The sequence below is a fragment of the Streptomyces echinatus genome (assembly GCF_014203595.1).
Taxonomy (GTDB): domain Bacteria; phylum Actinomycetota; class Actinomycetes; order Streptomycetales; family Streptomycetaceae; genus Streptomyces; species Streptomyces echinatus.
The window spans coordinates 287,443-303,667 of sequence record NZ_JACHJK010000001.1 but is presented as its reverse complement, the minus strand read 5'-3'; the positions used below and the strand labels follow the sequence as shown (position 1 = coordinate 303,667).

The window sequence follows — 16,225 nt, the reverse complement described above, 5'->3', positions numbered from 1 at the left end:
GGAAGCAAGGGATGAGTGCCGCGCGCCACCTCCCACGTGCCAGATGAGGGGAAAGCACCGGCCGCCGGCGTACGGCGCGACGGTCGGGACCGGCACGGACCACCGTCGGCCGATCACTCGGCCCGCTCGTCCCGACATGCCTGACTAGGGGGAGAACCTTGACTGAGACGTTGTCCGGTCGGAACATCGAGATCGCCTGGCCTGATCTGGGTATCACCGTCACCGCCGAGCTCGACGACCGCAACGCCGCACTGGCCGACGCGCTGTGGGAAGCGCTGCCCTACCAGAGCCTGCAAGGACACACGCTGGTGGCGGGCTCCCACCTGTATCACGTGGCCCCGATCCACTCGCTGCTGCACCTGCCCGCGTCCCACCGGATCCCCGACCGGCGCGACGCGCCCGACGGGACGGTGTTCTGCTCGGCGCTGCAGCATCTGGGCATCAAGTACGGCCCGCTGACCGAGCCGATGCCCGCCTCCCCGGTGGGCCGGGTCCGGCCGGAGGACATGCCGGCGCTGGTCGAGGCCGGGCACGCGGTGTGGGACGCCGTCTACTCCACGAAGAAGCAGATCCTGGTCGAGGTGCGCAGGGCGGGCGTGGCGGGCGGCCACCGCATCCCCCTTCTGACCGCCACCGACCCCGACGCGGACCGCCTGCTGAAGGACGTGCACGCCGAGACCGAGCGGATCTGGCTGTCCGAGCCGCCCGAGCTCGCCGATCTGCACCGGGGCTGGATTCCCTCCGGGGCCGGCACCTACGAGACGGTTCTGCCCACCCTGCTGTTCGTCAACGGTGAGACGCGCCCGCTGGGCTACGCCGCCTACGGCGGCCTGGTGCGGGCCGTGACCGGTGGCATGCCGCTGGATTCCCTGCGCCAGATGGCCCGCCTGCTGACCGGTGTCCCGGCCGAGTTCCTGGGCTACTGCGGCCTGGAGAAGCTGTGGGGCTTCACCCAGCGTTTCCTGTCCTGCCTCGACCGCCTCGACCGCGAGGACTTCCTGGCCGTGGCGAGCCAGCTCGCCCTCTACATCAACTGCCTGGGCGGCTGGAACCTGCACCTGTTCCCGTGGGACGCGGCGGACCAGCTGCGCCGGCTGAGCACCGCCGGAGCGGGGCAGGGATCATGAGCGCGCTGCCCGAACGCACGGACGCCCTCGTCATCGGCGGAGGAGTCGTCGGCACCTCGATCGCGTGCCATCTCGCCGAGGCCGGTGTCGGCACCGTCCTGCTGGAGCGCGGCACGCTCGGATCGGGAGCGTCCGCGGCCACCGCGGGCGTCCTGCGCACCTACTTCCCCGGCGACCCCCACACCGGCGGCCTCGCCGTCCGCAGCATGGCCGCTTACCACTCCTTCGCCGAGCGGACCGGAACCCCCCTCGGCCTCGAACGCGTCGGCTTCCTGGTGGTGTTCACCGAGGAGCGGCAGGTGGAGGAGTTCCGGCGCACCGAGGCGGCACAGCGGGCCGCGGGAGTGGACGTCGAACTCGTGAGCCCCTCCGCGGCGGTGCGGCTCAACCCGCTGCTCAACGAGCGCGCCGTCCTGGCGGCGGCCTGGTCACCCGACGCCTACGCCTGTGACCCCGCCGCCATCGTGCGCGGCTATGCCGCGGCCGCCCAGCAGGCCGGCGCCGTCGTGCGCACGGAGACCACCGTCACCGGCATCGACCCCGACGGGCGGGTCCACACCTCCACGGGCAGCATCCTGGCCGGGACCGTCATCTGCGCGGCCGGCCCCTGGTCGAGAACGGTCGCCTCCATGGCCGACGTCGACCTCCCCGTGACCACGTACCCCGTCGAGCTGCTCCTCACGGACCCGCCCGCCACCCCGCTCGGCACCCTGCCGATGACCCTGCACGCCTCCTCCGGCCTGCGGATCCGGAGCTGGAAGGACCGCGTCCTCGTCGGGATGGGCCGCCCCGGTCCGGAGGAGTCCCGGGAGGCGTGGCTCCAGCGGCTGTCCCGCCTGCTCGGCACCACCTACCCGGCGCTCGACGGCATCCGCCTGCACCGCGGGTGGAGCGGAGCCTTCGACGCCAGCCCCAACGGGACCGGCCTCATCGGCCGCCATCCCTCCCGCTCCTTCCTCTACGCGGCCGGGTTCTCCGGCCAGGGGCTGTGCCAGGCGCCCGCAGCCGGAGAGACCGTCCGCGACCTCCTGGCCGGCGCGTAACCGCTCCCCGAGAGAAGGGAATTACCATGATCGTCTTGGGGTGCAACGGTTTCAGCCGCGTCTGCGGAATCTTCGCCGAGCGCTTCGGCGCGGTCGGCACCGAGAAGCACTACCTCCTCGGCCACGACGCGGGTGCGGCGTTGCTGGTCGACGGTGAACTGGTCGCCGCCGTGGAGGAAGAACGGCTGAACCGGCAGAAGAAGACCACCGACTTCCCGGTCAACGCCGTGCGATGGTGCCTCGACCAGGCGGGGCTGGAGTTCTCCGACGTCGATCTCATCGCCGTTCCCTGGGACTTCTCCGCCGAGGTCCTGGACGGGATGCTGTCCGACATCACGGCCGCGCCCATGGTGCCCGCGGCGAAGCTGGATCTCCTCAGCGGCATCGGTGAGCTGTTCACCGGGGCCGTCAGCCATGACGCGATCCTCGCCGACTTCGCGGCCCGCACCGGCTTCACTCCCGATCCGGACAAGGTGGTGTTCGTTCCGCACCACCTGGCCCACGCGATGACCGGCTACTACATGGCGGGCATGAAGGACGCCGCGTTCCTCGTCAGCGACGGCCGCGCCGAGCGGTACTCGTCGCTGCTCGGCGAGATCCGCGACGGCCGCGTCCGCGTCTTCGACGAGTCGACCATCGGCGCGCACCATTCGATCGGGCTCCTGTTCGCGGCGATCACGCGGTTCCTGGGCTTCGTGCCGAACAACGACGAGTACAAGATCATGGGCCTGTCCGGGTACGCCGAGCCGCCGGTGCCGAACCCGTTCCTCGAGGACCTCGTCGAACTGCACGAGGACGGCCGCTACTCCTTCAGCAGGCCCCTGGAGACGGACAACCCCCGTGGCCTCGACGCCCTGTTCGAGAAGTACTTCGGTCCCTTCCAGGACACCCTCGAGTACACGGCCCGGGTGGCTGCCGCGGCGCAGGAGATGCTGACCGTCGTCACGAGCCACCAGGTCCGCGCGCTGGAGGCCAAGACGGACCTGGACCACCTGCTGTTCGAGGGCGGGGTGGCGCTGAACTGCCTCAACAACACCCCGCTGTTCGAGGGTTCGCGGTTCGAGGACATGCACGTGAGCTTCGGCGCCAGCGACACCGGCATCACCATCGGCGCCGCGGTCCACGCCTGGGTCCACCACCCGGACGGAGCCGGCGGGCGGAAGTCCGCGCCACCGGTCACTCCGTACCTCGGACCGGAGTACGACGACGAGGCGATCGAGCAGGCCCTGCGGGAGTGCGCCGGCCGGGTGGAGTGGACCAGGCTGAGCGACGACGAGGTCGTCACCCGGGTGGCGGAACTGCTCACCGAGAAGGTCGTCGTCGGCTGGTACGAGGGCCGGATCGAGCACGGCCCGCGGGCGCTGGGGCACCGCAGCATCCTCGCGAACCCCGCCTTCCCCGACATCAAGGACATCATCAACACCCGCGTCAAGCACCGGGAGCCGTTCCGCCCGTTCGCACCGCTCGTGCTCGAGTCGGACGCGCCGAAGGTCTTCGAGATGGGCCGCAAGACGCGTTCCCCGTACATGACCTTCGTGTTCCCGGTACGGCCGGAGTTCCGTGACGTGATCCCCGGGGCTACCCATGTGGACGGCACCTCCCGGGTGCAGACGATCACCGACGAGGACACCCCGCGGCTGGCGGCCCTGCTGCGCCGGTTCACCGCGCTGACCGACGTGCCCTGTCTGATCAACACCTCCTTCAACGTGGCGGGCGAGCCGATCGTGTGCACACCGTCCGACGCCCTGAACTGCTTCCTCGGCACGGAGATCGACTACCTGGTGCTCGGCAACCGTCTCGTGGGGAAGGCGGGGACGTCCTGATGGCCCGGCAGTCCCCGCCCGCCCCCGCTCCGGTCGCTCCGGAACACATCGCCGGCGTCCAGCCGCGCGGATTCCTCATCGTCCCGGCCGTGCCTCCGCGGTATCCGGGCAACCCCCTCTCCCCCGAAATGGAGTGACCATGACCGCACACACCCTGGAACCCACCGCCCAGGACATCGAGCGCGTTTGGCTGGAGAAGGCGATCCAGCTGGCCACCGACAGCGTGGCGAACGGCGGCGGCCCCTTCGGTGCCCTCGTCGCCAGAGCCGGCGAGATCGTCGCGCTCGGCAACAACAAGGTCACCACGAACCTGGACCCGACGGCGCACGCCGAGGTGAGCGCGATGCGTGCCGCCTGCCAGGAGCTGAACACCTTCTCGCTCGCCGGCTGTGTCCTGGTCACCTCGTGCGAGCCGTGCCCGATGTGTCTCTCCTCGGCGCTGTGGGCGCGCGTCGACCGGATCGTCTTCGCCGCCGACCGGGACGACGCGGCGGTGGCCGGCTTCGACGACCGCAAGTTCTACGACCTGTTCGAGAAGAAGCCCCAGTCGATGTGGCCGCTGGCCATCGAGCGGCTCGATCTGCCCAGCCGTACGGCGCCGTTCGACGCGTGGGTGGCCAAGTCCGACCGCATCGACTACTGACAAGGAGCTCTCGTGGCGATCCAGCGCAAGCACACGATGTACCACTCGACGATCCTCGACGCCGGACCGGACAGCGTCTGGTCCGAGGTCCGCGACCCCATGAAGGTCGTGCGGATCGTGTCCGGGCCCGCGGTGAAGAACGTGCACTGGGCCGACGGCGGCTCGCTCGAAAAGGTGCCGTCGCGGTACGACTTCACGCTCGTGTTCAACGAGGGGCTCGTCCAGCAGGAGATCGCCGGGCGCGACGAGGTGGAGCGGTCCTCCACCTACCGGGCGGTGGCGCCGGCCACGGGTGTCGACGGCTATGCCGCCACCATTCGTGTCCGGCCGATCACCAACGACCCGCACCGCAGCTTCTTCGAGTGGTCGCGGGAGCTGACGATCGCCGAGGACGCGGACCCCGGGGTCGTCGAGGCGATCATCGCGATGATGGAGAAGCAGACCGACGCCGTGCGGGACCACTTCGCACTGCCGAAGGAATAGCCGGCCCGTGGACGTGGCGACGGAGGTGGGCCCCGCCGGGGGGAGGCGGGAGCCGTCGGGATCCACGGCGCGCTTCGACACCGGGGCCGAGGACGGGCCGGCGGCCGCAGCCGCGCCGGCGAAGGCCGCTCCGGCCGCCTCCGGCCGGCCCGCCGGCGGGGGCCCGGCCACGACGCTCCTGCTGTTGCGGCACGGTGAGACGCCGCTGACGCCGCACAGGCGGCTGTCCGGCAGCGGCGGCCCGGATCCGGCGCTGTCGGAGACCGGGCACAGGCAGGCCGCGGCCGCCGCGGCCGCGCTGGCCGCCCGCGGCGGCGTGCGGGCGGTCGTCACCTCGCCGCTGCGGCGCTGCCAGGAGACGGCCCGGACGGTCGCCGCGCGGCTGGGGCTGGACGTGGCCGTCGAGGACGGCCTGCGGGAGGCGGACTTCGGCGCCTGGGAGGGGCTGACCTTCGCGGAGGCACGTGAGCGCCACCCGGACGACTTCGCGGCCTGGCTGAGGTCCCCGGCGGCGGCGCCGTCGGGCGGCGGCGAGACGTTCGAGTCGGTGGCGCGGCGGGTGGCGGTGACGAGGGACGCACTGCTGGCGCGGCACGCGGGGCGGACGGTGCTGGTGGTCTCGCACGTCGGCCCGCTGCGGACGCTGGTGCGGCTGGCGCTGGGAGCGCCGCCGGAGTCGCTGTTCCGCATGGAGCTGGCGGCGGCGTCCCTGTCGGCGGTGGTGTACCGGTCGGACGGGGCCGCGTCGGTCCACCTGCTGAACGACACGGGCCACCTCCGGTAGGCGGGCCCTCCCGCCGCACCGGGGATCTTGGGTGAGCCCCTCTCGACTTTTGAGGCTCGCGCGGGCAGCCGGGGCTCTCCTGCTTGTCGGAGGCTGCGTGGACCGCGACGGCCGCGACGGTCGCGCGGGGCCCCCAGGCCCGTGTTCGGCAGTGGGGGCGTCCCGGGCCGGCCGTCGTGGCCGCCGTGGTGGAGCCGGGTTACGGCCGCAGCGTGGGTTCCCGCTCCAGGTCCCGGCCGTCCAGCCGGGAGTCGTAGGCCGCCAGGGGCCTGGCCTGGGCGACGGCGGCCGGGGACACGCCCGCCCACGTCAGGATGCGGGCGGTGGCCAGTTCCTTCTGGTCCGGGACCAGGCCCGCCACGTTCGCGCCGTGGTTCATCCCGGGCGCGGTGAAGACGTAGGAGTCACGGGCGCCCGCGCCGACCCGGAAGCGTTCCGCGCCCCAGGGGTCGTCCTGGCCGTAGACGAAGAGCATGTGGGTGGCGTGGTGCCGTACCCAGCCGTCGACGTCCCGCATCGCCCCCGGCTGGAAGCGCATCGGGACGGAGCGCGGCACGTAGTTGCGCGGCGGCTGGTAGCCGTAGCGGACCAGGCCCTTCTCGATGTACGGGAAGTGGATCGTCGGCGCGCCCAGCTGGGTGCCGGCCTGGTAGTAGTACGGCGTGTACTGCGCGAGTCCCTGGTCGGTGTAGGCGGAGAAGCCGGAGATGGTGTCGACCGAGGTCCAGATCGCGTCGTCGGTCGCCGTGGCCGCGTCCGCCGGGATCGAGTCGCAGTCCTTCAGCAGGCTGTACTGCCAGAAGCCCCACACGTAGTCCAGGACGACCGCCTCGTACGCCTTGTCCAGGCTGCCGACGGTCTCGAAGGTGTAGCCCTTCTCGGCGGCGTACGCGGTGTACTTCTTCTCCAGCGCGGCGCGGCGCACCAGCGCCTCCCGCTGCACGGCGTTCAGCCGGTCCCGGCACTCCTTCGTGCCGACGCGGGTGAAGAAGCGGTCGTAGGCCGAGTCCTCCTTGTTCACGACGTCGTTGGGGGCCACGTACGCCACCACCCCGTCCATGTCACGGGGGTAGAAGCGTTCGTAGTAGGTGGCCGTCATGCCGCCCTTGGAGCCGCCGGTGGCGAGCCAGTTGGCGGAGTAGATCCCCTTCAGCGCCCGGTACACCCGGTGCTGGTCGCTCGCCGCCTGCCAGATGTCGAGCTTGGACCAGTCGGCCGGCTCGGGGCGGGAGGGGGTGAAGTAGCGGTATTCCAGGGAGACCTGGTTGCCGTCCGTGATCCGGGTGGGTTCGCTGCGGGACGGGTTGGTGGAGACGTTGTAGCCGCTGGTGTAGAAGACCGTGGGGCGGCTGGTGTCCTTGTGCAGCACGGTGATCCGCTGCTGGAAGGTGCCCCGGTCCGGGTGGCGGTGGTCGACCGGCTGGGTGTAGTTCAGGACGAAGTAGCGGTAGCCGGGGTACGGCTTCTCCTGGACCAGGCTGATGCCGGGTATCGACAGGAGCCGGTCCTTGATGTCGGTGGGCTCGGACCCGGCGGCGGTGGCCGCCCCGGCCGCCGCGCTCCACGTGCCTATGAGCACCGTGAACGCGAGCAGCCATCTGAGCACCTTGCGCATGCGCACTCTCCCCTGTGAGACAGATGTGCGCCGGAAGTTATCCCAGCAACTGCCGTCCCACCAGAGGGAATTGCGCGGTCCGCCGCGGCGGCCGAGATCAGTCGCTCAGCACAGGATCCAGCCGGAGCTGACCGTGTACCGGCCCACCGCGCCCCTGATCCAGACGCAGCGGTGCCCGGTGTTCACCGTCACCGGGCCCGCGTGGTACTTGTAACGGCCCTTGTCGACGACCGGCCGGTTGCCGCGCGCCTGCACGCTCACCGCCATGCTCTGGGCGGCGCCGGAGTGCCGGGCGACGGTGACGGCGCAGACGTAGTCGCCGCTCTTGTAGACGTGGGTGACGCCGGTTCTGAACGGCAGGGTGCGCACCTCGTGCCCGGCACAGCCGCCGTCCGCGGCCTGCGCGGTACCCGTCGCCGTGAGCGCGAGCGCTCCGGACGCGGCCAGCACGGCCGCGCCGAGCGCCAGCCGTCGGCGTATCACACCACTGTCCACTGTCGTCCTCCCCGTACCCGGTCACGCACCCCCGTGTCCGTACTGATGTACGGACGCACGAGTGTGTCGGATGGTTGCACGACCGTCATCGATGCGTGTCGGCCGGGTCCCCGTACGAACCCGGCCGGCCCAGGGCTCAGCGGGCGGCGCCGACCGGCTCCTCCGGCTCGGACCGGCCGATGAAGGTCCGCCACAGTTCGGCGTACCGGCCGCCGCGGGCCAGCAGTTCCTCGTGGGTGCCGTCCTCGGCGACCCGGCCGTGGTCCATCACCACCACCCGGTCCGCGCGGGCCGCCGTGGTGAGGCGGTGGGCCACCACCAGCGTGGTACGGCGGCCCGCCAGGCGGTCGGTGGCGTGGTTGACCTGGGCCTCGGTGGCCAGGTCCAGGGCGGCCGTGGCCTCGTCCAGGAGCAGGATGTCCGGGTCGACCAGCTCGGCGCGGGCGAGGGCGATCAGCTGGCGCTGGCCCGCCGAGAGGTTGCGGCCGCGTTCGGCGACCTCGTGCAGATAGCCGCCCTCCAGCGTGGCGATCATCTCGTGCGCGCCGACCGCCCGGGCCGCCGCCTCGACCTCGGCGTCGTCGGCGTCGGGGCGGCCGTAGGCGATGGCGTCACGGACGGTGCCCGGGAAGAGGTACGCCTCCTGCGGGACGACGCCGAGCCGGTGCCGGTAGGAGGTGAGGTCCAGGCCGCGCAGGTCCGCGCCGTCGACGGTGACCCGCCCGGCGGTCGGGTCGTAGAACCGCGCGACCAGCTTGACGAGGGTCGACTTGCCGGCGCCCGTCTCGCCGACGAAGGCCACCGTCTGCCCGGCCGGGATCCGCAGGTCGATGCCGGACAGCGCCGCCTCCTCCGCGCCGTAGGCGAAGCGCACGTCCTCGAAGACGATGTCACCGCGCAGGGACGGCACCTCGGCGGGCTCGTCGGCGGACTTCGTGGACGTCGGCTCGCGCAGCAGCTCCTGGATGCGGCCCAGCGAGACGGTGGCCTGCTGGTAGCCGTCGAAGACCTGGGAGAGCTGCTGGACGGGCGCGAAGAAGAGGTCGATGTAGAGCAGGTACGCCACCAGGGCGCCGGTGGTGAGGGTGGCCGCCTCGATCCGGCCCGCGCCCGCGATCAGCACGCCCGCCGCGGCGACCGAGGACAGCAGCTGCACGAACGGGAAGTAGACCGATATCAGCCGCTGGCCGCGGATCCGGGCGCGCCGGTAGCCGTCGCTGCGCTCGGCGAACCGCCGCCCGCCGTCCCGCTCCCGCCGGAAGGCCTGCACGATCCGCAGCCCGGCCACGGTCTCCTGGAGGTCGGCGTTGACCCCCGAGACGCGCTCACGGGCGAGTTCGTACGCCTTCACGCTCGCCCGGCGGAAGAAGAAGGTGGCCACGGCCAGCGGGGGCAGGGTGGCGAAGACGACCACGGCGAGCGAGGCGTCGAGCACCAGCAGGGCGACCATGATGCCGAAGAAGGTGACGACCGAGACGAACGCCGTGACCAGGCCCGTCTGGAGGAACGTGGACAGGGCGTCGACGTCGGTCGTCATGCGCGTCATGATGCGGCCGGTCAGCTCGCGCTCGTAGTAGTCCAGGCCGAGCCGCTGGAGCTGGGCGAAGATCTTCAGCCGCAGCGCGTACAGCACGCGTTCGCCGGTGCGGCCGGTCATCCGGGTCTCGCCGGTCTGCGCGGCCCACTGCACCAGCACGGTCAGCAGGCCGAGCAGGGAGGCCGACCACACCGCGCCGATCGCCATCTCGGAGACACCGGAGTCGATGCCGTGCCGGATCAGCACCGGCAGCAGCAGACCGGCGCCCGCGTCCACGGCGACCAGCAGCAGGCTGACGAGGAGGGGCCGCCCGAAACCGCGCAGCAGCCGGCGCAGGCCGTAGGAGTCCTCGGCCAGGACCGCGCGGCCCTCGTCGATGTCGGGGGTGTCGGTGGCCGGGGGCAGCGCCTCGACCTGGGCGAGCAGCTCCGGGGTGGCCGGGGTGCCGGTGAGCGCCGGGTCCTTGGGCTCGCGGTCGCCGGTCCACAGCCGGGGGGTCACGCCCCGCTCGGCGTCGAACTCGGCGTCCAGCTCCTCGCGGACGGAGGTGTCCGCCCGCGGCTCGGCCGGCAGGGCGTGGCCCGGGGAGACCCCGCCCAGCTCGTCGGGGTCGGTGAGCAGACGGCGGTAGAGGGCCGAGCGCTCCTGGAGCTCCTCGTGGGTGCCCAGGTCGGCGAGCCGGCCGCCGTCGAGCACGGCGATGCGGTCGGCGAGGTTGAGGGTGGAGCGGCGGTGGGCGATGAGCAGGGTCGTACGGCCCTCCATCACCTGCTTCAGCGCCTCGTGGATCTCGTGCTCGACCCGGGCGTCCACGGCCGAGGTGGCGTCGTCCAGGACCAGCAGGCGCGGGTCGGTGAGGAGGGCGCGGGCGAGCGCGACGCGCTGGCGCTGGCCGCCGGAGAGGGTGAGGCCGTGCTCGCCGACCGTGGTGTCGTAGCCGTCGGGCAGCTCGCTGATGAAACGGTCCGCCTGGGCGGCGCGGGCAGCGGCCTCGATCTCCTCCCGGGTGGCGTCCGGGCGGCCGTAGGCGATGTTCTCGCGGACGGTGGCGGAGAAGAGAAACGAATCTTCCGGGACCAGCCCGATCGCCGCCCTGAGCGACTCCAGGGTCAGCTCACGGACATCGTGGCCGCCGATCAGGACGGCACCGTGGGTGACGTCGTAGAAGCGCGGCAGGAGCAGGGAGAGGGTGGACTTGCCGGAGCCGGAGGAGCCGACGACGGCGAGGGTCTCGCCGGAGCGGATCTCGAAGCTGAGCCCGTCGAGGACCGGGCGGTCGTGGTCGTACCCGAAGGACACGTCGTCGAACTCGACGGTCGCGGGCGCGTCGGCGGACAGCTCCCTGGTGCCGTCCCGCAGGGTCGGCTCGGTGTCGATCAGCTCCAGGACGCGCTCGGTGCCGGCACGGGCCTGCTGGCCGACCGTGAGGACCATCGCGAGCATCCGGACCGGACCGACCAGCTGGGCCAGGTAGGTGGAGAAGGCCACGAAGGTGCCGAGCGTGATGTGACCGCGTACGGCGAGCCAGCCGCCGAGGGCCAGCATGGCGACCTGGCCGAGCGCCGGGACGGCCTGCAGGGCCGGGGTGAACCTGCTGTTCAGGCGGATCGTGCGCAGGCGGCCCGCGAAGAGGCGGCGGCCGACCTCGCGCAGCTTGCCGGCCTCCTGGTCCTCCTGCCCGAAGCCCTTCACCACGCGTACGCCGCTCACCGCGCCGTCGACCACTCCGGCGACGGCGGCGGCCTGGGCCTGGGCGTACCAGGTGGCGGGGTGCAGCCGGGTGCGGCTGCGCCTGGCGATCCAGCCGAGGGCGGGAGCGACGGCCAGGGCGACCAGGGTCAGCGGCAGCGACAGCCACGCCATGATCGCCAGGGAGATCAGGAAGAGCAGGACGTTCCCGATGGTCATCGGGAGCATGAAGAGCAGGCCCTGGATCAGCTGGAGATCGCTGGTGGCCCGGCCGACGACCTGCCCGGTGGACAGCTCGTCCTGGCGGCGGCCGTCCAGCCGGGTGATCGTGTCGTACATCTCGGTCCGCAGGTTGTGCTGGACGTCCAGGGCGAGCCGGCCGCCGTAGAAACGGCGGATGTAGGTGAGGGCGTAGACCAGGACCGCCGCGCCTACGAGGGCACCGGCCCAGGGGGTCATGGCGCGGCTGTGGTCGCCGATCACGTCGTCGATGATCACCTTGGTGATCAGCGGGACGACGGCCAGCACGGCCATGCCGGCCAGGGAGGAGCCGAGGGCGAGGACCACGTCCTTGGGGTGACGCCAGGCGTAGCTCGCCAGTCGTCCTGCCCATCCCCGTTGCGGTGCCACGCCGGTGCCCTCCTGTTTTTCGGCCTGCTCTACCGCAAGACACCAACGCCCGCGGCGGGCGATTTCATCCCGCCGTAACAAATCACCGGGGCGGGGGCGGGCCCGGGGGCGGCTGTGCGGGGGGTGCGGGTGCGGCGCGCGCGTGGCTGGCGGGGGGGCGCGGGGCATGCGGGGGGGGCGTGCGGTGGGCGCCCGCGGGGCGGACGGGGGCGCGGGGCGTGCGGCGGAGGTGGGTCGGGTGCAGTCGTGGGGTGGCCGCGGGCGCGGACGGGTCCGGTTGTCGGCGGGGGCGGGCGTGCGGCGGCCGCGGGGCGCGGGGCGTGGTCGGGCGCGTTCGTGTGGCGCGGGCGGGTGTCGCTACGGTCCCGCGCCCCCTGGTCGGCCGCCGCGCCGGGGTCAGACTCGTACCCGCAGGTAGTAGAACCTCGTCGTCTGTGCCGCGTTCTGGTTGTCGTCGCTCACCAGCAGGACGCGCAGGCGGCCCTCCTGGTCACGGCCCGTGACGGTCATGCCCTCGATGTTGTCCAGCAGGGGGTTCGGCTGGGGCTGCTTCGCCGTGGCGCCCAGGGAGGGGCAGGCGGACAGGTCCGTGAGGAGGGTCTTCCGGACCGGCCGGACCCCGTCCTGGCCCGTCAGGTTCTCGATGCCGCTGGTGTCCGTGGCACGGCGGGTGTCGGCCAGGTAGAGGCGGACCGTGTTGCCGACGCCGGCGGTGAAGCCGCGCTCCAGGACCAGGAGGCGGCCGTCGGGTACGGCCCGGACCTCAGGGACGCCCAGGCCGGCGTCGGCGCGGTAGGCGTACTGGGCGGCGAGCCGGAAGCGGCCGCCCTCGGTCCGCCGCCAGGTCTGGAAGCGGACGGTACCCGTGGCGTCACCCGCGATCGCGTACTCCATGGAGGCCAGCAGGGTGCGGCCGCCCGGCAGCAGGGTCAGCCCCTCGAAGGTCTGGTTGGCGGTGGCGCGGCCGGCCGGGGCGACCTGGAGGGAGGGCGGCACCGGGAGCCGCTCGAGGATCGCGCCGGCGCGGGAGTAGCGGCGGACGGACGGCTCGGTCTCGGAGCTGACGAGCAGGGTGCCGGCGGGGGTCCCGCCGCCCGGGCGAAGCCGGGACTGGGGGACGTCGACGACCAGGCCCTCGGAGTCCAGGTCGGCGCCCTTCTCGTCGGCGAGGCGGACGACCCCTTCCGGCCGCAGGGTACGGGCGTCCAGGCGGAACAGGGACGAGCGGTCGCCCAGGGCCGCGAGCGAGCCGTCCCGGTCCACGGCGAGGGCGGAGAAGTTCCCGGCGAAGGTGCCGTCGTACGTCGTCTTGTCGAGCGCGTCGGAGAAGCGGTCGATCGACACGGCGGCCGAACAGGCGTTGCGCTCATGGGTGTTGGCACCGGCGGGCCCGGCGGCGGCCAGGGAGGTGGCCGCCGCCAGGCCGGCGGTGAGGGTGGCGAGTACGGTTGTCAGGCGCATGGCCGTCACCGTAGAACCGGCCCGTGACGCGCGGGAGTCCGCCTGGTGAAGCGTCAGCCCAGCGGCGGCGCCGGGACGAAGGCCTCGCGCGGCCGGCTGGTCGGGACGTAGCGGGTGACGCCGGCGGTGGCCGGCACCAGGTCCTTGTGGATCGCCCTGGCGACGAGCTGGATGGTGGCGACGCCGTAGTCCATGGTGCTGTTGTCCTGCGTCAGCACCGTCATCATGTAGTCGTGGCCGGCCCCGTCGAAGGTGCCCAGGCTGTGCACCCGCCAGCCGTGCGCGGACCGCTGCAGCCAGCCGTTCTTGACGTGCACGGCGACGCCGGCCGGCGCGCCGGCCGGGGTGCCCCAGCGCTGGTCCGATACGACCTGGCCCATCAGCTTCAGGATGTAGGCACGGGAGTTGTCGCTCAGCACGCTGTTCCTGGCGGTGATCAGCCTGAGCAGCTTCTGCTCGTCGGTGACGTTCTCCTGGGTCAGGCCCCAGTACCCGTCCGCCCCCGGGACGGTCTTCGTCATCCCGGCCGCGGTCAGGAAGCCCTGGATCTTCGCGATGCCGAGCTGCTTCCACAGCTTGCTGGTCGCGTCGTTGTCCGACTGGGTGATCATGGCCGTGGCGAGGTCGGCCTCGGTGTCGGTCAGGTACCGGTTGCTCTTCTTTGCGTCCCAGAGCAGCGTGGCGAGCACGGTGACCTTGACGGTGCTGGCCGAGTCGAACGCGGTGTCGGCGTTCAGCGTGCAGGTGGTGTCGGTGGAGCGGTCGTACAGGCCGACGGCGACCGTGCCCGTACGGCCGGCCAGGGCGGCCGTGATGTCCTTCTTCAGCTTGGCGGCCAGACCCGCCTTGGCGGACGTGCAGTTGACGGCGGGCGTGGGCACCGCCGCGGCCGGGAGGGCCGCGACGGCGGAGACGAGCAGCGTGGCGCCGAGGGCGGTCGCGAGCGCCCCGGCTCGGCCGGATATCCGGTGGGTCATGAAGTGGTTCCCCCTTGAACGTCTTTCGGTCGTCCTGCGGACGCCGTCGGTCGCGTCCCGGCCCCGCCTGCCGCGGCGGCCGGGGACGGACTACGGCTGTACGCATGTTCGCAGTACGGGAGTTGGGACGATCAGGGGGATGGCCCCTGGCACCCGGACCCGTCGGCGCGGCGGGCGGCGGGCGGCGGGCGGCGGGCGACGTGAGGACGGTGACGGCTCCCCACCGGGCTCGGCGCCGCCCGTGTGCCCTCGTGCGCCCTGCCGTGCCTCTTCCACGACCGCGGCGGGTCCCGCGAGGCTCTGCGCCACGGCCGCCGGCCCGACGCGGGCCGGGGGCACGACCAGGGAGGGGAAGACGATGGGTACCTCAACCGGCAGACGCCGCACCGCGGTCGGAGCCGTTCTCGCGCTGCTGGCGGGGCTCGGCGCGGTCGCGGCCTCGGCGGGTCCGGCGGCAGCGGCCACCGGTGACGTGCTGATCATCCAGAAGGGCAGCACGGGCAACCTGGTGACCCTGCAGACGTTCCTGTTCGTGCCGGGCATCACGGAGCAGGGCGACGGCGTCCAGGCCGGGGCCACCCAGTTCGCGGTCACCAACCTCACCAACCGGACCCTCACCCTGACGGAGAAGACCCCGGCGGGCGCGGTGGTCCACAGCGACACGGTCGCCGCCGGGAAGTCCGGCACGTTCGCCGTGACGGGCGGCGACACCGTGGCACTCACGGTCCCCGCCGACTAGGCACGCCGGCGAGGAAGGGGCGGGACGGGGCGGGGCCTCACGGTCGGCGCCGCGAGGCCCGGCTCTCAGCCCTGCGGCGGCACCGCGACGAACGCCTCGCGCGGCCGGCTGGTCGGGACGTAGCGGGTGACGCCGGCGGTGGTCGGCACCAGGTCCTTGTGGATCGCCTTGGCGACGTTCTGGATGGTGGTCACGCCGTAGCTCATGGTGCTGTTGTCCTGCGTCAGCACCGTGATCATGTAGTCGTGGCCGGCCCCGTTGAAGGTGCCCAGGCTGTGCACCCGCCAGCCGTGCGTGGACCGCTGCAGCCAGCCGTTCTTGACGTGCACGGCGACCCCGGACGGCGCGCCGGCCGGGGTGCCCCAGCGCTGCGAGGAGACGACCTGGCCCATCAGCTTCAGGATGTAGGCACGGGCGTTGTCGCTCAGCACGCTGTTCCTGGCGGTGACGAGCTTCAGCAGCTTCTGCTCGTCGTTGACGTTCTCCCGGGTCAGGCCCCAGTACCCGTCCGTGCCCGGCACGGTCTTGGTCATGCCCGCGGCGGTCAGGAAGCCCTTGATCTTCGTCAGGCCCAGCTGCTTCCAGAGCTTGCTGGTCGCGTTGTTGTCCGACTGGGTGATCATGGCCTTGGCGAGCGACTGCTCGGTGGTGGTCAGGTACCGGTTGTGCTTCTTGGCGTCCCAGAGCAGCGTGGCGAGCACGGTGACCTTGACGGTGCTGGCCGAGTCGTAGGCGCTGGTGGCCCGCAGCGTGCAGGTCGTCTTGGTGCTGCGGTCGTACAGACCGACGGCGACGGTGCCCTTGCGGTTCGCGAGGGCGGCCGTGATGTCCTTCTTCAGCTTGGCGGCCAGGCCCGCCTTGGCGGACGTACAGGTCACGGCCGGTGCGGCCGCGGCGGCCGGGGTGGCCGCGGCGGCCGGGGTGGCGGCGGTGACGGCCGGTATGAGCAGCGCGGCGCTCACGGTGGCCGCGAGCGCGCCGGTCCGGCCGAATGTCCGGTGAGTCATGAAATGGTCCCCCTTGAACGTCGTACGGGCGTCCCCCTGAACGCCTTTGAGCGCACCCGTGCGCTGTCTGACTGGACTCGTCAGGGGTGCCGGAAGTTGTACGCATGTTCGCAGGGCGCGAGTTCGAGATCCGCGCCGGGGTGGGGCCGGGCGGGAGGCACCTCGGCCGGCA

At 72.3% G+C, this 16,225-nt stretch carries 12 protein-coding genes and 1 pseudogene; 7 read left to right on the top strand and 6 right to left on the bottom strand.

The window, feature by feature from the left end:
* Positions 1–158: 158 nt before the first annotated feature.
* From FHS34_RS01305 to FHS34_RS01280, 6 genes and pseudogenes are all read left to right on the top strand, one after another.
* The gene (locus tag FHS34_RS01305) at positions 159–1,127 is read left to right on the top strand and encodes a cucumopine synthase-related protein (RefSeq protein WP_184958684.1); all 969 of its coding nucleotides are present in this window, start codon (positions 159–161) and stop codon (positions 1,125–1,127) included.
* Positions 1,124–2,170 carry an NAD(P)/FAD-dependent oxidoreductase gene (locus tag FHS34_RS01300; RefSeq protein WP_184958682.1) on the top strand — a complete coding sequence of 349 codons (1,047 nt, stop codon included), beginning with the start codon at positions 1,124–1,126 and terminating at the stop codon, positions 2,168–2,170. The genes FHS34_RS01305 and FHS34_RS01300 overlap by 4 nt, the downstream gene beginning before the upstream one ends.
* 26 nt (positions 2,171–2,196) lie before the next feature.
* Positions 2,197–3,993 carry a carbamoyltransferase family protein gene (locus FHS34_RS01295; RefSeq protein ID WP_184958678.1) on the top strand — a complete coding sequence of 599 codons (1,797 nt, stop codon included), beginning with the start codon at positions 2,197–2,199 and terminating at the stop codon, positions 3,991–3,993.
* Between the two features lie 139 nt (positions 3,994–4,132).
* The gene (locus FHS34_RS01290; RefSeq protein ID WP_184958676.1) at positions 4,133–4,636 is read left to right on the top strand and encodes a nucleoside deaminase; all 504 of its coding nucleotides are present in this window, start codon (positions 4,133–4,135) and stop codon (positions 4,634–4,636) included.
* Between the two features lie 12 nt (positions 4,637–4,648).
* On the top strand, positions 4,649–5,119 hold the full coding sequence (locus FHS34_RS01285) for an SRPBCC family protein (protein WP_184958674.1): 471 nt from the start codon (positions 4,649–4,651) through the stop codon (positions 5,117–5,119).
* A 1-nt stretch (position 5,120) separates the two neighbouring features.
* Positions 5,121–5,903 (top strand): annotated as a pseudogene (locus tag FHS34_RS01280) (histidine phosphatase family protein); the annotation flags it as partial.
* A 199-nt stretch (positions 5,904–6,102) separates the two neighbouring features.
* On the opposite strand, the gene FHS34_RS01275 reads toward FHS34_RS01280, so the two are convergent.
* From FHS34_RS01275 to FHS34_RS01255, 5 genes are all read right to left on the bottom strand, one after another.
* Positions 6,103–7,518, bottom strand: a complete 1,416-nt coding sequence (locus FHS34_RS01275) for a S28 family serine protease (RefSeq protein WP_184958669.1) — start codon at positions 7,516–7,518, stop codon at positions 6,103–6,105.
* A gap of 105 nt (positions 7,519–7,623) precedes the next feature.
* Entirely contained in the window at positions 7,624–8,013 is a 390-nt protein-coding gene (locus FHS34_RS01270) for a hypothetical protein (RefSeq protein WP_184958667.1), read from the bottom strand.
* A gap of 136 nt (positions 8,014–8,149) precedes the next feature.
* The gene (locus FHS34_RS01265; RefSeq protein ID WP_184958665.1) at positions 8,150–11,869 is read right to left on the bottom strand and encodes an ABC transporter ATP-binding protein; all 3,720 of its coding nucleotides are present in this window, start codon (positions 11,867–11,869) and stop codon (positions 8,150–8,152) included.
* 396 nt (positions 11,870–12,265) lie between these two features.
* Positions 12,266–13,330 carry an esterase-like activity of phytase family protein gene (locus FHS34_RS01260; RefSeq protein WP_184958663.1) on the bottom strand — a complete coding sequence of 355 codons (1,065 nt, stop codon included), beginning with the start codon at positions 13,328–13,330 and terminating at the stop codon, positions 12,266–12,268.
* Between the two features lie 53 nt (positions 13,331–13,383).
* Positions 13,384–14,307 (bottom strand): serine hydrolase, encoded by a 924-nt coding sequence (locus FHS34_RS01255; protein WP_184958661.1) that lies wholly within the window; start codon positions 14,305–14,307, stop codon positions 13,384–13,386.
* Positions 14,308–14,665: 358 nt separating this feature from the next.
* Between FHS34_RS01255 and FHS34_RS01250 the strand changes: the two genes are divergently transcribed.
* Positions 14,666–15,046, top strand: a complete 381-nt coding sequence (locus FHS34_RS01250) for a hypothetical protein (protein ID WP_184958659.1) — start codon at positions 14,666–14,668, stop codon at positions 15,044–15,046.
* Between the two features lie 65 nt (positions 15,047–15,111).
* On the opposite strand, the gene FHS34_RS01245 is transcribed toward FHS34_RS01250, so the two are convergent.
* A complete protein-coding gene (locus FHS34_RS01245) occupies positions 15,112–16,053 on the bottom strand; it encodes a serine hydrolase (protein WP_184958657.1) in 942 nt (313 codons plus the stop codon).
* Positions 16,054–16,225: the final 172 nt, after the last annotated feature.